This is a genomic window from Micromonospora sp. NPDC023737 (assembly GCF_040639715.1).
In the GTDB taxonomy this organism is placed as follows: domain Bacteria; phylum Actinomycetota; class Actinomycetes; order Mycobacteriales; family Micromonosporaceae; genus Micromonospora.
Map to the genome: position 1 here is coordinate 210,545 of NZ_JBFAAL010000004.1, position 17,448 is coordinate 227,992.

Here is a 17,448-nt window from a genome sequence, read left to right on the forward strand (position 1 = left end):
ACCTCTCCTGGGCCACCCGGCCGGGATCGCTCGCCCGCCCCGCCGCGGACGTCCTCGACAGCTTCGGGCTGCGCGCGGTGGTGGCCCAGGAGGACACGCTCTTCGCCACGATCGCCGCCACCCTCACCCACTACCAACTGCCCGGCGGCGACCTGCTCGCCCGCCAGCACCCGGACGCGTGGCCGACCACCATCGCGGGAATGCTCCTGGCTGAGCTACGGGGCGACGGAACCCCAGGCCCCCGGATCGGCCTGGACCCGACCGACGAGACGACCGTCCGCGCGGTGACCACCTGGATCGGCAACGGCCTGCCGACAGACCGGGTGCCCGCGGCCATCCTCGCCGCGCTGGACCTCGGCGACGGGCAGGACGGGAAGCTCCGTGCGATGCTCACGCTCACCGCCAACCTGATCGAGCGCCCGATCGCGGTGGTCCTTCCCAACGGCGAGACCATCGTCAACGGCACCATCGCCGACGAGCGGGGCGCCCTGCTCCTGGTCGCCACCGACGACGGCGAGCTGCTCGCCACCGCACCCCGCAGCGGCATGCCGGCACTGTTGCGGGCCGACGCCGACCAGGTCCTGCTCACCCAGACCAGCGGCGCGACGGACCACCTGCCCAGCGATGTCGCCTCGTTCGGCTTGCTGAACCTGTTCCTCCAGAGCATCCTCGGCGACGAGGCCGACTCGCCCTTCCCGGCACCCGAGGTGGCCGCCGCCGCGCTGCCGGACGCGCTGGCCGGCACTGCCACCCCGACCGGCGACGACCTCGCCGAACTGCTGAGCCGGACCCGGGCCGCCACGGCGGCGGCCCCCACACCACCCGCGCCGGACCCGGCCGGCTGGAGCCTGCTGCCGCCGGGCTCGACGACCGTGAACCGGCTTTCCGACTTTCAGGTGGCCCGGCTCGCCGAGGCCGGCGCGCGCGCGGTGTGGACCGAGCCCGGCCACGACGCGTTGTTCGAGGCTCTGCTGCAGTCCGCCGCGCACGGGCAGCCGGGGCTGTCCGGGCTCGCCGGGTGGACCGCGCCGGCGCTGCGCCACGCCTTGGCCACGCTGCTGCAGGCGGACCTGGCGGCCACCGGCGGCACCGCCGCTCCCCTGCTGGGCCTCTCGCCTCAGGTCCTCGGGGTACGACGAGACCCCGTCCTGGACTGGATCAGGAGGCTCGCCACGCCGGGAACCCCGCTGCCCGAACACACGCCCAGGCGGATCGCGCAGGCCCTCGCGCAGGTCCTCGGGGTACGGGTGGAGCTGATCCACCCCGACGGGGTCCAGGTGGTGCCGCGCAACCGGACCGCCGCCCTCGACCTGACCGACGCGCCGGTGCTGCGTCTGGTGGTGACCGAGGACGGCCACGTGATGCCCACCGTGCCGGCCTCCGATCGGCACGACGCGATCCGCCGGCCCGCTCTGGTCGAGGGCGACCCCACCGACGCGGCACCGAAGCGGGACGGAAGTTCGCCGGAGGCGGCCGGCAGCCGGCCGGAGGCGGCGACGGTGCGCCCACCGGAGCCGGGCTCGATCGTGCACACCATCGGCATCCCGCACCGGACCCTGCCCTACCTCCACGAGGTGGCCGACCGGATCGTGGCGGCCGTAGTCGCCCGAGGCGTGGAGGTGCCGGAGAACGAGCGGGCGGTGCTGCCCGCCCGCCTGCTCAGCAACTACCACGAGCTCGTCGGCGGCGGCCACCTCGTCCAGATCGGCGCGGTGGAGGTGCTGGTCCAGCTCGACCCGACCGACCCCGCGCTCGCGCCGGATCCCGCCTACGCGCACCCGGCACGCCCGCCGATCGACGACTGGGACGTCGAGGACGACACGACGACCGGCGCGGACCTCAAGGGCAAGGGCCGCAGCGCCTCGGAGGACCCGAAGAAGATCCTCCACGCGAACCAGGCGACCACCGGCGGTTTCAACACCGGCGGCACCTCCCACACCAACAGCGGGCAGGCGGGTGCGCTACGGGGCGGCATCGGGTTCAGTGTCGGTGTCGGCATCGCGCCGGGTCTGCTGCAGGTGGTCCGGTTCGGCGTGAACCTCTCCGGCACGGCGAACAAGGTCGACCGCAGCACGACCAACGTCAAGGACGCCGAGTCGGGCCGGGTGGAGGACAACCGGATCGACTCGACGCTGGTCTCGTACACCCCGAACTGGACACTGCGGGTACGCACCGACGCTTCGAAGTGGACGCTGCGTGGGCGCAAGTACACCTCGCCCACCTGGGCGGACACCCCGCCGGAATGGTCCAGCGCGGACGAGTATCCGACCGGCCAGGAAACCATGGAGGTGTGGATCCCCCACCACTACCTGGAGGAGGGCAAGCCACAGGTCACCGCGGCGCGACCCACCGAGGAGCGGCTGCGCGCGGAGTTCGAGGCTCGGCAACAGCAGATTCCGGACACGTACCGCGCCACCGGGCTCACCGGGCTACCCGAGCTCTACCACCAGATCGTGACCGGGCTGCGGGACATGGGCGTGGAGCTGGCCGCGGACGGACCGGAGCGGCGTGAGCTGCGGCAGGTCCTGTGGAAGTTGAGCCTCAACCTCGACGCGGCGATCAACGATCGGGAGGAGGGCTACCCGATCACACTGCACGACAAGAACGGCGACGTCGTCGCGACGTTGAACGTGCACGCCAGCCGGGTGCCGGGCACGGCCCGCCGCGAGGGTGCCACCAGCGACAAGTCGCACATCGAGCGGGTCAGCACCGCGATCATCGCGCACAGCGGGAACTCGAGTCTCGCGAACCAGAGCGACGTGCGGGTCAACGGCGAGCTCAACTTCGTACCCCTGCCGGGGCTGGTGCTGGGGCCCAGTGTCGGGTTCGGCTGGAGCTGGACCAACCAGGACGCGATCAACGCCGGACGTACCGGCATCTGGGTGCACGTATCACGATGGGTAGGCCCGACCAGCGCCCAACAGGAGCGCGTGCGGCTCTTCGTCGATCTGCACACGCCCACCCGGCCCAACGCGGAGCCGCGACGCATCACCGGTGTCACCGGCACTGTCCTCTTCCGCCTTCCGGTGCCGCTCGCGTTCGCGCACGGGTATCCGGTCGACGTCACCGCGTTCCGGCGGCCGCTGCCGCCCGGAACGGCGACCGTGCCGTACGCCCCCGGTTTGATCGACGACGGCAGCACGCCGGCGAGCGAGTTGCACGACGCGATCCTGCCGCACCACGTGGCACGGGGGCGGGGCATCGGCATGGGGCTGGCCAAGGTCGACGACGACGTCGCCGCACGGCTGCGTCGGCAGATCCTGGCCGAGCTGCGCCGCACCGGCTACGTCCCGCACCGGGCACGGCACCCGTTCGCGAAGAACCCGAAGCTCGGCGGTGACCTGCGCATTGGCCGCAACAGCCGGTTCGCGAACCTCTCCGACGTCAACAAGTTCGTCTCCAGCAACGCCTTCTCCGCCTTCTACGACCAGCTCCACCAGGACGGCTTCTCGTTCACCCTGCGTGGCGCCCCGAAGGACGGCCGGCTGCGGCAGGCCCGGGTGACCATCGAGGCGACGCAGGACCCGGCCACGCTGGGCCGGCTCGGCGAGAACAACAACTCCGCCCACCTGCAACGGCGGACGAACGAGTACCACCTCGTGAACCTGTCGATCGGCGGCAGCGCGGGCTCGTACACCGCGAGCGGGTCGCGGACGTTCTCGGTCGGTGCGCGTTTCTCCGCCGGGGTGCGGCTGATGCAGACCTGGGGCGTCGGGCTGGAGTACGCCCGCACGAAGGGCGCGTCGCAGACCGCCGGCCTGGTGCTCAACGAGCCTCAGCTGCTGGAGTACCCGGGCGCCTCGCACGAGTACCGCTTGCCGAGCCGGTTCCGGGTCCGCGTCGAGTACGGCCACCGGATCCGCCGGCGGGGGCCGGACGCGGCGGTGCGCCGGTCCCGCGGTGCCGACGTGTCGCGGGCGGGTCGACTCCGGGATGCGACAACAGGGCGCACCTGGAACAGCGGCGAGGTCGCCGGTACGTCGACCGTCCATCTCATTCCCACGATCAACACGCAGCGCCTCGCGGCGACCCCGGCGGGCCGGCCCACCGACCTGAGCGTGATCGAGCACGCGGTCATCTACTACGTGGACGCCACCGGCCTGCTCCGGGCGGCGCGCGACCTCCAGCCCACGCTGACCGGCCCGGGCCAGCCGGGCGACGAGGACGTGGCGAACTTCGTCAGCACCACCTCGGTGCGGTCCTACCTGAAGGAGGTCCTGCACGACGAGTACTCGTCGGAGAACTTCTTCAAGTCCGGGTTCTTCGGCCACAAGCAGGGTGCGCTCGGGGTGCATGGTGCGCTCGGCCCCAGCGCGTTCGTGGGCGCGACCGCCGACAAGTTCGTCGCCGGTCTCATCAAGCTGTCCCTGTCCCAGACGTCCCACTCGCACAGCAGCGGTCACGGCATCAGGTTCTCGGGCGACGACACGCTGCGCGTCCCGCTGACCGACGTCGACAATCTCGCCTCCGTCACCGGCCAGAGCTCCGCCTGGTTCAGGGTCGGCTCGAACAAGTCGAGGTCCATGTCGCGCACGGGGGGCAAGGAGGTCCTGGAACTGAGTTTCCACCGCGCGTACGCCTTCCTGAGCACCGTCGACCTCACCGTGAGCGGAGTGCGTGAGTCGCACGGGAAGCTCCGACCCACGGGGGTGGACCGTCCCGATTCGGAGCATGTCGGTCAGCGTCCGATGGTCTACCTGCTTCCGGAGCCCGAGGCGCTGGCCCGCTACGGCGAGGGCCATCTGCCCGTCGACCACGACCAGCTGATGGACGCGCTCCGGCGGTGGAAGGACGGTAACGGGGACCCGGAGGAACTGCTCGAACTCAACACCGAGGTGGTACGTGCTGTTCTGGACCGGATGGACCGGGAGTCGGAAGGGCTGGCGGAGGACCGGTACCGGGACGAGCGGGCGGCGTTGCGGGGCCTGCTGGCCGACCCCACCCACGACGCGCTCAGCAACCGACTGCTCGAACTCGGTCTGAACAGCGTCGACGAGCTGAACATCCCCAACTATCTGGATCCGGACGGCCCGGTCGCCCTCGGGCACAGCGGCATCCACTCGTTGACGTTCTACCGGCCCGCCCCGGCGGCCGACGCGCCCGGTACGTCCGGTGCCACCGGCCCGGCGGGCACCACCGGCGCGGCGGGCACGCAGGACGGACCCCCGCCCGCTCGGCGGGCGATCCGCCCGATCGAGATGCTGCGTGAGGCGATCGAGAAGGCGGCCCCCGGTCTGCTCGGTGCCCACCGTACGCAGTGGACCCCGAACAAGGCGGGCCGGAGCGGTCTGGAGCTGTGGTACCGCCGCGTCGTCGGCGAGAAGGCGGTCATGGGAAGACTCGTCGGTGGCCTCGACCTCATCGACGGTCTCTTCTCGGGCACCCGACTGCACCCGATGATCGAGGATCTGGTGCAGGTGCACGGTGCCACGCTGCTCCTTGCCAACCGGGTCGGTCCGCTCCTCTCCGACGCGGTGGAGATCAAACTGCATCTGACGCTGAACTCCCGGCCGGAGATCTTCGACTTCGTCAACAAGACCGGCATCGAGAACTACAGCCACGCGCACAGCGGGCAGAGTGAGAGCCGGTCGTCGAGCTTCTCCTACGGTTTCTCGCCGGCCAAGACCGGTTTCGGTGGCGCCGGGAACACCTCGAACACCGGTGGTGCCGCCGACGTCAACTTCTCCGGCGGGACCAGCTCCGGCGTGACCCAGTCGCACCAGAGCACCGAGGAACAGACCGTCTACGACTGGGTGGCCCACTACCGCGCCCGCTCATCCGTCACGTTCGACATCGAGGTCGTCCGCCTCAACCTGGCCAACCGGCCGATCAAGAACCTGCTCGCCGATTTCTACCGGCACGTGACCGGGCGCGACGAGCCGGTACGGCGCAGCTTCGACGGCGAGCTGGTGCTGAAGCTGCCACACAGCATCGCCGAGGCCCGCCGCCTGCCGGGTTCGCTCGACGAGAGCGACCTGAGGCCGCTCACGCGGCTGCCGGGCGACAAGTACATCGTCAGCGCCCGGCTCGACGACGCGCTCGCCGTCGGATGGGACCTGCTGGGCCGGCTGTTCGGCACCGAAGCCAACGACGCCACGTTGCATTCGGCGGTCACCCTGCAACCGCTGCTCTCGCCGAGCCACCTCAGCAACTTCCTGCACAAGGCGGTGGCGGGCGGCCGCCACAAGCTCGCGGACGACATCTTCCTACCCGGCCGCGCCAGGACCCGGGCCAGCCTGTATCTGGTGGGCGACCTCTACCACCTCAAGGTGCTCTACCCCATCGTGGGCAGCGGCACGGGACGGTACGCGAAGGACCAGGCCGGTACGAGCGTCAGCGCCAACCGGAGCCACCTGCGCGCGGCAGCGGTGGGCGGCGTCAACCAGGGTCAGCCGCTCGGGGTCAACGACGCCGCGCCCCCGACCGATCCGGCGCACACGCACAGCAGTGGGTTGAGCACCGAGCAGTCCCGCGTCGCGCCGCGCGGAGACGGCATCGGGCAGACCGTCAACTACCGCTACGAGCAGCACCTCAAGCAGCAGGGACGGCTCTACGCGGTCGAGATGCGGTTCGTGGGTCATCTCGAGGCGGACCGCACCGAGAACAACGTGCCCAACGGCAGGTTCGTCAGCGACCGCATCATGGGCCCGGTCTACGCCCAGCTCTTCGGCTACGAGGTGGTCGACCTGCTGGAGCAGTTGGAGGGCTCGCCGGAACCGGGTCCGGCGACCGACCCGAGCGCCTGGCCCCGACCCGACGCACACACCCCCCGCCACAACCTGGACCAGCTGTTCAGCGGGGCGCTACGGGGCGGTGGGGACCACCTGGCCGTCGCCGAGGAGATCTCCCGTTACCTCCGCGGCCACGCCCGCACCAACCAGGTCGTCCTCTCCTCCTCCGTCTCCCGCCAGGTCTACGAGCGCTACCTGGTCGTCGAGGAGTGGGCGATCGACCGGCTCCAGTCGCACGACCGCGCCGCGGCCGAGCGGCTGCGGCAGCAGCGCGGCGAGGCTCGTTACCAGCTCATGTGGCAGATGGCCGGCGTCGCGTCGCCACCGCCGTCGCAGATCGAGGCGCTGCGCGACCGCACCGCCGACCTGATCGACCTGGTGCACGAGTACGACGCCTCGCTCACCCCGCCCGACGGGTTCGCCCCCGAGACGTACGACCCGCTGCTCACCGCCCGACTGATCGCACGCAACCTGCACCGATACGTGCACCTCACGGTGACCTTCGCCGACGGCAGCCAGGTCCGTCTGCGCATCGATCCCACGGGCCACGCGGTACGCGACGAGGATCCGGAGATCTAACGTCGGTCGCCGTCGGCAAGCCCCGCAGGCGCGCTGTTCGGACCGGGTCGTCGCCGGCGACGACCCGGTGTTACCGCCGGAGGGAGCGCCCCGACCGGGACGCTCCCTCCGTCTTCGGATGTGCCGGGTCAGCCGTTGAACTTGAAGTAGGCGCGGTACTGGAAGCCGTCGTCGAGGGTCATGACGAACTCACGGCAGGTGCCGGCCCAGGCCGGGTCGGTCTTCCACGGGTAGTTGTACCGGCCCTTGGCGTTCACCGACATCTTCGACCCGCCCGGGTTGCGGGCGGCCACCGGGAGAGGTCGGGGGGTGACGGCGCCGTCGGGTCCGACGGTCTGCAGGGTGTCGCAGTCGACCAGCCGCGAGTACGGCGAGCCACTCGCGAGGATGTCCAGGCCGCGGTTGCCGGCCAGCTGGAACTTCATCGGTACGGCGTCACCGGCGTCGACCGTGTTCAAAGCCGGTTGCGCGGCCAGGCCGATGAAGTCGGCCCGGCAGGACGGGTGGGTGTCGAACGCCTCGGTGTTGTCGTTACGTCCGGTGGTGCCCTGCACGGCGCTGTAGCCGAGGCCGCGGCGGGCGAAGGACGCCCACAGGGTGCAGGCGTTCTCGCCGCCGGTGAGCACGGCGTCCGCGGCGATGATGGCGTTGCGCCCGGTCACGAAGCCGGGGCCGCAGCCCTGCATCTTGAGGCCGTCGATCACCAACTGGAGGGCGAGGTTGTTGCCGCCGGTGTTCCAGGGCTCGTAGACGTTCGGGTTGAACCCGTGCCGGTCGACGAGGTCCCAGGTCATGTCGTACAACACGGCCGCCCAACCGTGCCCGATGCCGTGCGGCGCGGCCAGCGAGGTGCCGTCCAGCCAGCCGCCGGTCTTGATGCTGTCGTAGGTGAACGGCTGGATCTCCATGTTCCGCGAGTACGGCCGCGGCCGGATTCCCGGGCCCACCCGGCTGTCCTGGAACAGGGCGTACTGCCCGTAGCCACGCGCGTTGTCCGGGTCGTCGATGGCGGGGTTGAGCAGCGAGGAGATCGCGAGGAAGTCGCTCCACCCCTCCCCCATCTGCTCCTCTCCGGTCAGGCAGTTGACCGTCGGGCCACCGGTCAGCCGGTTGGACACGCCGTGGCCGTACTCGTGGAAGATCGTCTCCGAGCGGAACGAGGCGTCCCGCATCGCGGGGCGGTCCAGGTTGCGCTGCACCCGGCCCGTGGCCGGCAGGCCGGCCTTGATGCCGGCTCCGTCGGCCTGACTCACCATGACGGCGGGGATACCGACCGCCGGGTCCATCGAGCCGTTCATCACCACCGGCGCGCCTGCGGCGTTGTTGACGACCACCACAGCGACCGCGCCCGCCGTCTCGGCGTTGACGACCTGGGTGTGGTAGTTGCAGGAGCTGCTGCGGTCGACGACGGCGATGGCGCCGCCGGGCAGGGTGTACGGGGTGCAGCCGTCACCGTTGGTTCCGACACCGTCGTCCACCTGCACCACTTGACCGGCGAACCCGGCGCTGGTGGGGGCGGGGGTGAACCGCGCGTACTCCGCCTCGTAGGTACCAGCGGCGGAGCCCGCGTCGATCGTCACCGCGTTGGGCAGGCCGAACTGGTTGCCCGGCCAGAGGAACATCTGCATCCGCGGGCGGCCACCGTCCATCGCCGGGGTGGAGAAGTTCGCGTTGTTCTGGCCGGAGCCGTCGTGCGCCTCGCACTGCACGTCGTCGCCGCCGTTGCCGCCCCGCCCGTAGTTGTTGACCTGGAAGTTGCCGGACGCCTCGTCGAAGCCGTACCGGTAGGTCAGGTCGTGCACGACGTTGCACCAGTAGAACTGGTTCACCACGGCGGCCTGGTTGTAGGTCTGCGGGTGCTCGTTCAGGTCGGCCGGGAAGTTGAAGGTGAGGCCGGCTCCGCCGTCGGCCGGGCTGCCCGGGTCGACCTGGTTGTTGGCGTCCTGGTCGGTGTAGGCATGCGCGTTGTTGCCCCGGGTGGTGGTGTACTCGGCGCCCGGCGCGCCGTCGGTGTCGTGCCACCCGTACGGCGAGGCGTCCCCGTCGGCCGGGTTGGTCACGAGGCTCTGCGGGCCGTCGTTCGGGTCGCCCTTCGGGAACTCGAAGACGCGGTAGCTCGACCCGTCGTCGACCGGGTTCGGCGGGGTGATCCTCGTAGCCGGGACGTTCGTGGTGGCGAGCGTCGGGGTCGGCGCCTCCCGGCGGCCGAGGGTGGCGGCGAGTTCGGCCGGGGCGTCCTGGTGGGTCCAGTCGTCGACGGCGAGCAGTTCCCCGGTCTCGGCGTCGACCGTGGCATTCCACAGGTGGACGTCGGTGGAGTCGTCGATCACCAACTGCCAGGCGAGACGCAGCCCCTTGTCGGTGGGCTGCCAGCCCAGCTTCGCCGGGATGGGCTGTTCGGAGATGCCGCTGCCGGAGACGACGGTGCGCTGCGCGGTACCAGCGCTACGGCTCATCACCCGCGGGGTGGCGGGTTGGGGCAGGTCGAGGCCGTCTGCCGCCGCCCGCACCGCCTCGACGGCGTCCACCGCGGCGACCTTGGTGGCCGTGTCGGACAGCCCGGTGACCAGTGAGTCGCCGACGAAGACGACGCTGCCGTCGCGAGCCACGTTGACGGTGGCGGTGGCGCCGAAGATCTCCAGGTCCTTGTGGCGCTGGGCCAGATTGACGTGGGTCACACCGTTGTGCCGGCTGGTGTAGCTGGAGGCCACCGCGAGGTCCGAGAGGTCGGCGGCGGCTACGCCGTGTTCGGCCGGATGCGCCCGCAGGTAGCTGACGGCGATCTCGTTCGGCGCGCCGTCGTTCGGGCCGGTGAGGAAGGCCGCATTGCCCGGGACGGTTTCGTCCGGCTCGGCCCAGGCGGGCTGCGCGACCAGCGGGGTCAGGGACGCGACGAGCGCCGTGGACAGCAACAACGCGGCATGGCGTCGCCTACGGAACGGTTGTAGGGGCACGTTGCTCCTTCGGGGGTCGGTGCCGGGTTTCCACCGCCCGTGGGCCGCCGTCGCGGTGCGCCGCCCAGCTCCCACGGCGACCACCCGGCAGTCACGTGCGGCGACCACGCCGGTACGAAATGCATCGACGCTACGGCGCGACCCGTGGGCCGTTCATCCGACACGTGGCGCAACATCGAAGGAAGTCACTCCTACGCCTGTCGTGGCCGGTGCAGGGGGCAGCCGGCCCCGATGGCTCGTCGCCACGGCCGCCGCACCTGCCGGCCGGCCGGTTCGCCGCTTTCCGGCCCTCACTGTCCACATAGGATGTCGCGCAGTCCGCGCTCGGGACGGTCCCGGCGACCACGTCCGTGCCGGTCGCCGTCTCGCGACCCGAACGACGCGTCTCCTCCCGCCCGAGCTGCGGCACCGCATCCCGTACGTTCCTTCTTGGAGGCCTCACGTGGCCTGGTTCATCAACCAGTCGCTCCTCATCATCCTGGCAGCGTTCCTGCTTGGGCTGCTCGTCGGTTGGCTCCTCTGGGGCAACCGGAAACCGGACCCGACCTCGACTGGCGCCGCCACGACGGCGCCCACGCCCGCCGAACGCGCCCGCACCGGTCACGACGAGCTGGAGCGCATCGAGGGCATCGGCCCGAAGATGGCGGCCGCGCTGCGTGCCGCCGGCATCCACACCTTCGGCCAGCTCGCCGACACCGACGACGACACCCGGCGCGCGGCGATCGAGGCCGCCGGGCTCACCTTCGCTCCCAGCCTCGTCACGTGGGGGCGCCAGGCCCGGCTGCTCGCCGACGGCGACGAAGCCGGCTTCCTCGAACTCACCGAGCGACTGGTGGCCGGCCGGGACGTCGACGCGGCGGCACAGGCGCAGACGGCGGGACGGGACCGATGACGAAGACTCCTCTCCCGAGCCGCGGGCGCCGGATCAACCCGATCGTCGCGCTGATCGTGGCAATACTCGGCCTGGCCGTGCTCGTCACGGCCCAGCAGCTGCCGAACCGGCACCGGATGGAGACGGACCTGACCGAGCGCTCCACGGTGGCGCTCCGTGCGGCCGGCCTCTCCGACGTGCGGGTCACCTTCACCGGGCGCGACGGGAGACTGACGGCGGGCTCGGCCGCCGAGGCGACCCGGGCACTGGACGTCGTCCAGGCGCTGGAGGGCGTACGGACCGTCGAGTCCGAGGTGCCTGCGGCGTCGCGGGAGCCGGTCCCCGTGCCACCCACCGTGGTGGTGGCCCTGGGCCACGACACCGCGTCCCTGCGGGGCACCGTACCCACCGTGGACTCCCGGACCGCGCTGGTCGAGGCGGCGACGGCGGTCTCCGGCACCGCCGACGACGACCTCACCGTCGACCCGAGCGTGGGCGACGCGGCGCTCGCCGGCCTGCCGGACGTGCTCCGCGCGTTCGGCCGAGACGCTCACCGCGCCCGGGTCGAGCTGGGCGGCGGGACCCTGTCCCTCACCGGAGCCGTCCCCTCCGAGCTGCGCAGGAACGCGGTGCGCACGGCCGCCCGGCACACCGGGGCCCTGGTCGTCGACCGGATCGAGATTCCTGACGTTCAACGACAGTTGAGCGAGCTGCCACGGCTCACGTTCGCCTCCGGCGGCGACTCACTCAGCGCCGACTCCCGGACGAGTTTGGTGATGGTGGCCAGGATCCTCAAGCTCAATCCGAGCGTGCGGGTCCGCATCGAGGGTCACACCGACTCCACCGGTTCGGCCGAGTCGAACCTCGCCCTCAGCCACGCCCGCGCCCGTACGGTGCGGGACTTCCTGGTCGGGCATGGTGTCACCGCCGACCGGCTGAGCGCCGAGGGATACGGCGAGACCCGCCTCGAGGTCCCCGACGTCACCGCCAGCGGCCGGGCGCATAATCGCCGGGTCGAACTGCTCGCCACCGTCACGTCCCCGCCGACGGACAACGACACCTGAGAGCCGGCCGTGCGCCCGACGGCGGGCGGCCACGGCTGACGGCGACGTGCCGTCCGGACCCCGGTGCCCGGCACCGGGGTCCGGACGGCGGCGACTCATCCGGCGGCCACCCGGGCGCGCAGGGTGTTGACCGTGTCGACCGCCGTGCGGACGTCACGGCACGTGACGAGGCGTCGGGTGCCGTCGGTCAACCGGAGGGCCAACACCCGGCCGGGGAGCAGCGGCAGCGTGGGGTCGGTCGCGCCACGCAGCATCCCGCGGGCGAGCCAGGTCGACGCGTCCAGGCGGGCCTCCTCCGCGAAGGCGATGGCGGCGAGCGGCAGCCGCCATCGGTACAGACCGAAGGCGAAACGGACCTCCCGTGCGTCGATGGCGAGCCGGTAACGAGCGAACGGCAGCAGGATGGGTGCGGTCACGGTCGACGCCAGCCCCGCCCAGCCGGGCATGCCCACGAAGGGCACCAGCACGGTGGCGAGCAGTGGACCGGAGAGCGCGAGCGCGGCCGCCGCCCACACCACCGGACGCAGGGAACGCGACTCCCACCAGAGCAGTCGCTCGGCGTCGCGCTCCGCGGCCGGCCCGGTGGGCTCCGCCGCGGTGACGGTAAGAGGCTCGTGGGAATCGTCTCGCCCGGCCGGGACCCGGCCGGCCAGCAGCAACGCCACGAGACCCGAGATCACGGCGGCCGCGGCCGGCAGGATCATGGTCGCCGCGAAGTAGGCCCAGGAGACGTGTACGTCGGCGGCGCTTGCCGCGTCGAGCGCCGAGTTCAGCACCATCAACAGAATCGTCAGCACCGCGCCGGCCACGGCGGCGACCGCGACCTGCGTGCCGGCGCGCAGCCAGTGCCGGGGTCTCCGGGGCAGCCAGCCGGCCGCGAGGAAGGCGACGAGTCCGGCGATCCACGCGGCGACGGCCACCCCGATCAGGATCGCGGTCAGGGTGTCGACCGGAATCGTCGTCAGCACCGGCCGGTCGCCGACGCCGCCCTGGTTGGGCAGGCGATCCGGCACGCGCCCCCGCCACGCCAGCGTCACCGCCGTGGCACCGCCGAGCAGCGCCGCCGGCAAGAGACCGATCCCGGCAATCCAACGTGCTGTCCTCATCCGCCTGCCTCCTTCGCATACTGTTTGCGCACCAGCGCGACCAGCTCGTCCATGCCGACGCCGGCGCGTCGCGCGTCGGCCACCAGCCGCCGCACCCACTCGATCACCTGCGCCTGCTCCCGGGGCGCCGCGCCGGTCACGACGGCGCCACGGCCGCGCCGCAGCTCGATCAGCCCGTCGTCACGCAGCGCCGCGTAGGCCCGCAACACGGTGTGCATGTTGACGTTCAAGGTGTCGGCGAGTTCCCGGGCCGCCGGCAGCCGGTCGCCACGCCGTACCGATCCATCAACCAGCGCACGGCGCACGCTGGCGGCGATCTGCTCGGCCAGCGGCATCCCGCTCTCCGGCACAACACTGAACAACATGTTCGCATACTACTAGAACAACTACAGCACAGGAGGGAATCGGGCGACCGCGGGCGAGGAATCCGATCAGCCGATCGTCCAGAGTGGGCAGACCGGCGATCCGCTCGACCACCCGGGACGGAGCACGGCGGAGTCGCGTACACCTGGCGTTACGGCGGTGGCCACGCTCAATTGATGGCGGATTCGGATGCCCTCCGTAGCGTCCCGGCCATGACTGTCCCATCCGCACCCTCACCGTTCGGCCGTGCCGCCGTGGGGCGCGCCGTGACGCGTACCCGCGCCGTCGCCGTCGCCGCCGCGCTCGCCGTGGCCGGCGGCGCCGCCGCGATGGCCATCACCGGCTCGTCCCCCGCCGCCGCCGAACCGGGCGATGTCGTCGTCTCGGAGAACTTCTCCTCCGGGTCACTGCCCGCTGGCTGGAACGCGGTCGACGGAGCCTGGAAGGTCGAGAACGGCCGGCTGTACGGGACCTCGGCCAGCGCGAGCGCGAACAACAAGATCACCTTTGGTCGGCACCTGAACGACTTCCGGTTCGAGGCGACCATGCGCTTCGAGTCGGTCTCCGCCGCCACCCGCTGGGCCTCGCTCGGCATCGACGTTCCGGCCGACGGCGCCACTCCATGGTGGATCGCCACCATGCGCAGCGGCACCACCGCCGCCAACGGTCTCGAGTTCGCCCAACGGACCACGGCCGACGCCTGGGTGGTGACGAACACCGCCTCCGCGCCGTACGCCGCCGGCACCGGCCGGGATGTGCGGGTCGCGGTCGAGGTGCACGGCAACCAGGCCCGCTGGATCTTCGACGGGCGCGAGACGATGCGGACCAGCAGCCTCCAGCGCTCCATCGACGGCGTCCAGGCGCTGTTCGTCAACGGCGGCACCGTCTCGTACGACGACATCCTCGTCACCGAGCTGCCGCCGAACGGCTACCTCCGCCCCGAGGGCAGCCCGTTCACGGTGATCGCGCACCGCGGCGCGTCCGCCGCCGCGCCGGAGAACACCCTGGTCGCGCAGGAGATCGCGCGCAAGGGCGGCGCCGACTGGATCGAGAACGACGTCCAGCCGAGCAAGGACGGGATCCCGTTCATCCTGCACGACGACACCGTCGACCGGACCACCGACGGGACCGGGAAGATCCGCAACCTGACCGCCGCGCAGATCAAGGCGCTGGACGCCGGCTCCTGGTTCGGTCCGCAGTACGTCGGCGAGCGGGTGCCGACCCTCGCCGAGCAGCTCGCCGACCTGCGTACCCGGGGTGGCAACCTGCTGCTGGAGATCAAGGGCAAGCACACCAAGGACGAGGTCGCAACGATCATCCAGGTGATCCGGGACGAGCAGATGATGAGCCGGGTCTTCGTCCAGAGCTTCGAGGTCGACGCGCTCAAGTACACCTACGAGCTCGCCCCCGAGCTGCCGCTCGGCCTGCTGCGCAGCAGCCTCGACGCCGACCCGGTGGCGATCTCCCAGGAGCTGCACCTGACCGCGTACAACCCGGACGGCAACGCGCTGCTGGCCAAGCCGGAGGTGATCGCTCCGCTGCACGCCGCCGGGGTCGCGGTGATGGCCTGGACGATGGACTCCGCCAGCCTGTGGCAGCGCCTGGAGCGGATCGGCACGGACGCGATCATCACCAACCGGGCGTCGGAGTTGGTCGGTTGGAACTCCGCGTTCATGCAGCGGGCCTCCGCCGAGCCGACCGTGGAGATCGCTTCGCCGGCCGACAATGCGCGGCTCGACCGGGCCCAGTCCCCGGTGATCGCGGTCGCCGCGACCAACGCGGACAGCGTCACCGTCACGCTGGACGGCGAGAAGTCGGCCGCCGGGCACCAGCTCGACCTGGCGAAGCTGACGCCGGGTCGGCACACCATCAGCGCGGAGGTGACCGGCCCCGAGGGCACCGCGACCGCGACCAGCACCTTCACCGTGACGGTCAATCAGGCCGGGCTCGGCTACCTGATCCTCACGTCGGGAGCTGAGGAGTCCGCCGTCAACACGATGAGCGTCAAGCTCGCGCACGGCCAGTACGCACAGCTGGCCGGCTGGGTGGACCGGCAGGCCGGCAAGACCGTACCGGCCGAGGCCGCCGCCGTCATCGCCGCCGACGCCCGGACTCTCGCGCTGCGCTGACTTCCACCACAGTGGAGTCCCCGCCGTCGATGCCGACGGCGGGGACTCCTCGTCACGGGTCAGCGATGCCCTCGGCCATCCGTGCCGCACCGGCCCGCCTGCGGGAGGCGAGCAGAGGCTCGCGCCGGTGCGAGTCGACGCGCCGGCGAATCGCGTGCAGGCATACGCTCCGCGGCCCGGGGTAGCCCGCTGGCATGGTGCGGTACACGGACCCCGAGCTGCGACAGAAGATCAAGGACGAGATCCAGGCCTCCGACAAGGGTGGCAGGCCGGGGCAGTGGTCGGCACGTAAGTCGCAGCTGCTCACGAAGGAGTACCAGAAGCGCGGCGGGGGTTACCAGGGTCCACGGGACGAGCGGCAGCGGAATCTGCAGCGCTGGGGTCACGAGCAGTGGCAGACCAGAGAGGGCGGCACGCGGGCGCGCAAGGACGGCGAGACGAGTCGGTACCTGCCCAGACGGGCCTGGGCAGAGCTTTCCGACGAGGAGCGCCGCGCGACCGATGCGAAGAAGAGAAGAGCGTCCAGATCCGGCAAACAGTATGTTTCAAACACCGGACCGGCCAAACGGGCGCGCAGCGACACCACGTCGATCGACCGGCTCTTGGACCTGCGGGTCACCGAGGCGGTCAAGCGTGTCCCCCATCTCGAGACGAGGCAGCTCAGGGCCGCGCTGCGGCGCGAGCGCGACGGCAAGGGACGTAAGACGCTCGTCCAACGGCTGGAATCGGAACTCGACAGGCGCTGACCATTCCCCGCCGGCCCGTGCGACCTCCGGGCCCCCCGGAACCGGAACGGCTTCCCGCCGGCCGGCGACGCACCGGGCGACCCGGCGCGTCGCTCACGCCGCCGTGCGGTCCCGATGGTGCGCGGAGCCGGGATAGGGCGGCAGGAGCCGCAGGTTCGGCGGCTCCGCCTCGCCCTCCGCCGGAAGACGCCAGTGGGCCTCGTCGTCGCGTCCCCGGCGGGCGGGTCCGTCCGGGCGCAGTCGAGGCCGGGACAGCGCGATGACGATCGCGTAACCAGCGAGCAGGAACCCGTGGCTGACCAGCCGGGCCACCTCGACGCGACCGGTCACCATGTCGTTGGCCGACAGCAGCACCAGCGTGCCGACGAACGCGCTCAACATGGGCACCAGCCCGGTGGGCGGGGTGCGCCGGGCCGCCACGAAGAGGAACCCGGCGCCGACGGCGACGTTCCACGCCGCAGATTCGTGCCAGAGGTGCCCCGACGCCAGCGCCCCCGCCGGGTGCGGGTGTTCGCTGATGGCACCGCGACCGATCTGCGCCAGCCCCAGGATGAGTTGCATTGCGCCGACCAGGCCCAGCGCCCCTCTGAGCGTGAGCATCAGCCGGTTTCGCCTGTCGCGTTTCGCGGGTGCGGGCGCGGGCAGCGCCGCCAGGACCACGTCGGTGAGATCGCGGCCGACCGTCGGGACGGAGAGGCGGGCCCGACGGGTCACCGCCGCGGCCCGGTCGTACCACGTCCGGCAGTCGTCGCACCCGGCCAGATGGGTCTCGGCCGCCGCCCGCTCGGCGGGAGTCTCTTCGCCGTCGAGCTGCGCCGACAGAACCTCACGCCACTGCTCACACCTCATGTACCGGTAGTCGGAACGGCCCCCGCGTTGGTTCCCGCGGATTTCGCTCCGACGCA

9 protein-coding genes (1 of these 9 running past the window's edge) are annotated in these 17,448 nt (G+C 71.6%); 5 read left to right on the top strand and 4 right to left on the bottom strand.

Annotation, left to right across the window (positions count from 1 at the left end; all coding sequences use genetic code 11):
* Window positions 1–7,310, top strand: partial view of a hypothetical protein gene (locus tag AB0F98_RS12200; RefSeq protein ID WP_357732942.1) — the 3' portion only. The gene continues 20,275 nt to the left of window position 1, outside the view; the window shows 7,310 of its 27,585 coding nt (coding positions 20,276–27,585); its start codon lies beyond the left edge, outside the window; it ends in the stop codon at window positions 7,308–7,310.
* Window positions 7,311–7,438: 128 nt separating this feature from the next.
* On the opposite strand, the gene AB0F98_RS12205 is transcribed toward AB0F98_RS12200, so the two are convergent.
* On the bottom strand, window positions 7,439–10,264 hold the full coding sequence (locus tag AB0F98_RS12205) for a M36 family metallopeptidase (RefSeq protein ID WP_357732945.1): 2,826 nt from the start codon (window positions 10,262–10,264) through the stop codon (window positions 7,439–7,441).
* 442 nt (window positions 10,265–10,706) lie between these two features.
* Here AB0F98_RS12205 and AB0F98_RS12210 point away from each other — a divergent pair, with 442 nt between their 5' ends.
* Both AB0F98_RS12210 and AB0F98_RS12215 read left to right on the top strand, forming a co-directional pair.
* A complete protein-coding gene (locus AB0F98_RS12210; RefSeq protein WP_357732948.1) occupies window positions 10,707–11,156 on the top strand; it encodes a helix-hairpin-helix domain-containing protein in 450 nt (149 codons plus the stop codon).
* Window positions 11,153–12,199, top strand: coding sequence for an OmpA family protein (locus AB0F98_RS12215; protein ID WP_357732951.1), 1,047 nt, complete (start codon window positions 11,153–11,155; stop codon window positions 12,197–12,199). Before AB0F98_RS12210 ends, AB0F98_RS12215 begins: the two co-directional genes overlap by 4 nt.
* A 95-nt stretch (window positions 12,200–12,294) precedes the next feature.
* Here AB0F98_RS12215 and AB0F98_RS12220 read toward each other — a convergent pair whose 3' ends face one another.
* The gene (locus AB0F98_RS12220; RefSeq protein ID WP_357732954.1) at window positions 12,295–13,305 is read right to left on the bottom strand and encodes a hypothetical protein; all 1,011 of its coding nucleotides are present in this window, start codon (window positions 13,303–13,305) and stop codon (window positions 12,295–12,297) included.
* Window positions 13,302–13,670 (bottom strand): GntR family transcriptional regulator, encoded by a 369-nt coding sequence (locus AB0F98_RS12225; RefSeq protein ID WP_357732957.1) that lies wholly within the window; start codon window positions 13,668–13,670, stop codon window positions 13,302–13,304. The genes AB0F98_RS12220 and AB0F98_RS12225 overlap by 4 nt, the downstream gene beginning before the upstream one ends.
* A gap of 210 nt (window positions 13,671–13,880) precedes the next feature.
* Here AB0F98_RS12225 and AB0F98_RS12230 point away from each other — a divergent pair, with 210 nt between their 5' ends.
* Together AB0F98_RS12230 and AB0F98_RS12235 are read left to right on the top strand one after the other, a co-directional pair.
* Complete coding sequence (locus AB0F98_RS12230; protein ID WP_357732960.1) at window positions 13,881–15,797, top strand: glycerophosphodiester phosphodiesterase family protein; 1,917 nt, start codon at window positions 13,881–13,883, stop codon at window positions 15,795–15,797.
* Between the two features lie 194 nt (window positions 15,798–15,991).
* Entirely contained in the window at window positions 15,992–16,543 is a 552-nt protein-coding gene (locus AB0F98_RS12235; RefSeq protein ID WP_357732963.1) for a DUF5872 domain-containing protein, read from the top strand.
* Window positions 16,544–16,636: 93 nt separating this feature from the next.
* Here the strand turns inward: AB0F98_RS12235 and AB0F98_RS12240 are convergent, their stop codons facing one another.
* Window positions 16,637–17,392: a zf-HC2 domain-containing protein gene (locus tag AB0F98_RS12240; protein ID WP_357732966.1), complete on the bottom strand. Its 756-nt coding sequence runs from the start codon at window positions 17,390–17,392 to the stop codon at window positions 16,637–16,639.
* Window positions 17,393–17,448 lie beyond the last annotated feature (56 nt).

What these genes read in the sequence shown, in the direction of transcription:
- AB0F98_RS12215 (WP_357732951.1), top strand. Translation starts at nt 11,153, where the DNA reads ATGACGAAGACTCCTCTCCCGAGCCGCGGGCGCCGGATCAACCCGATC.
- AB0F98_RS12220 (WP_357732954.1), bottom strand. Translation starts at nt 13,305, where the DNA reads ATGAGGACAGCACGTTGGATTGCCGGGATCGGTCTCTTGCCGGCGGCG.
- AB0F98_RS12225 (WP_357732957.1), bottom strand. Translation starts at nt 13,670, where the DNA reads ATGTTGTTCAGTGTTGTGCCGGAGAGCGGGATGCCGCTGGCCGAGCAG.
- AB0F98_RS12230 (WP_357732960.1), top strand. Translation starts at nt 13,881, where the DNA reads ATGACTGTCCCATCCGCACCCTCACCGTTCGGCCGTGCCGCCGTGGGG.
- AB0F98_RS12235 (WP_357732963.1), top strand. Translation starts at nt 15,992, where the DNA reads ATGGTGCGGTACACGGACCCCGAGCTGCGACAGAAGATCAAGGACGAG.
- AB0F98_RS12240 (WP_357732966.1), bottom strand. Translation starts at nt 17,392, where the DNA reads ATGAGGTGTGAGCAGTGGCGTGAGGTTCTGTCGGCGCAGCTCGACGGC.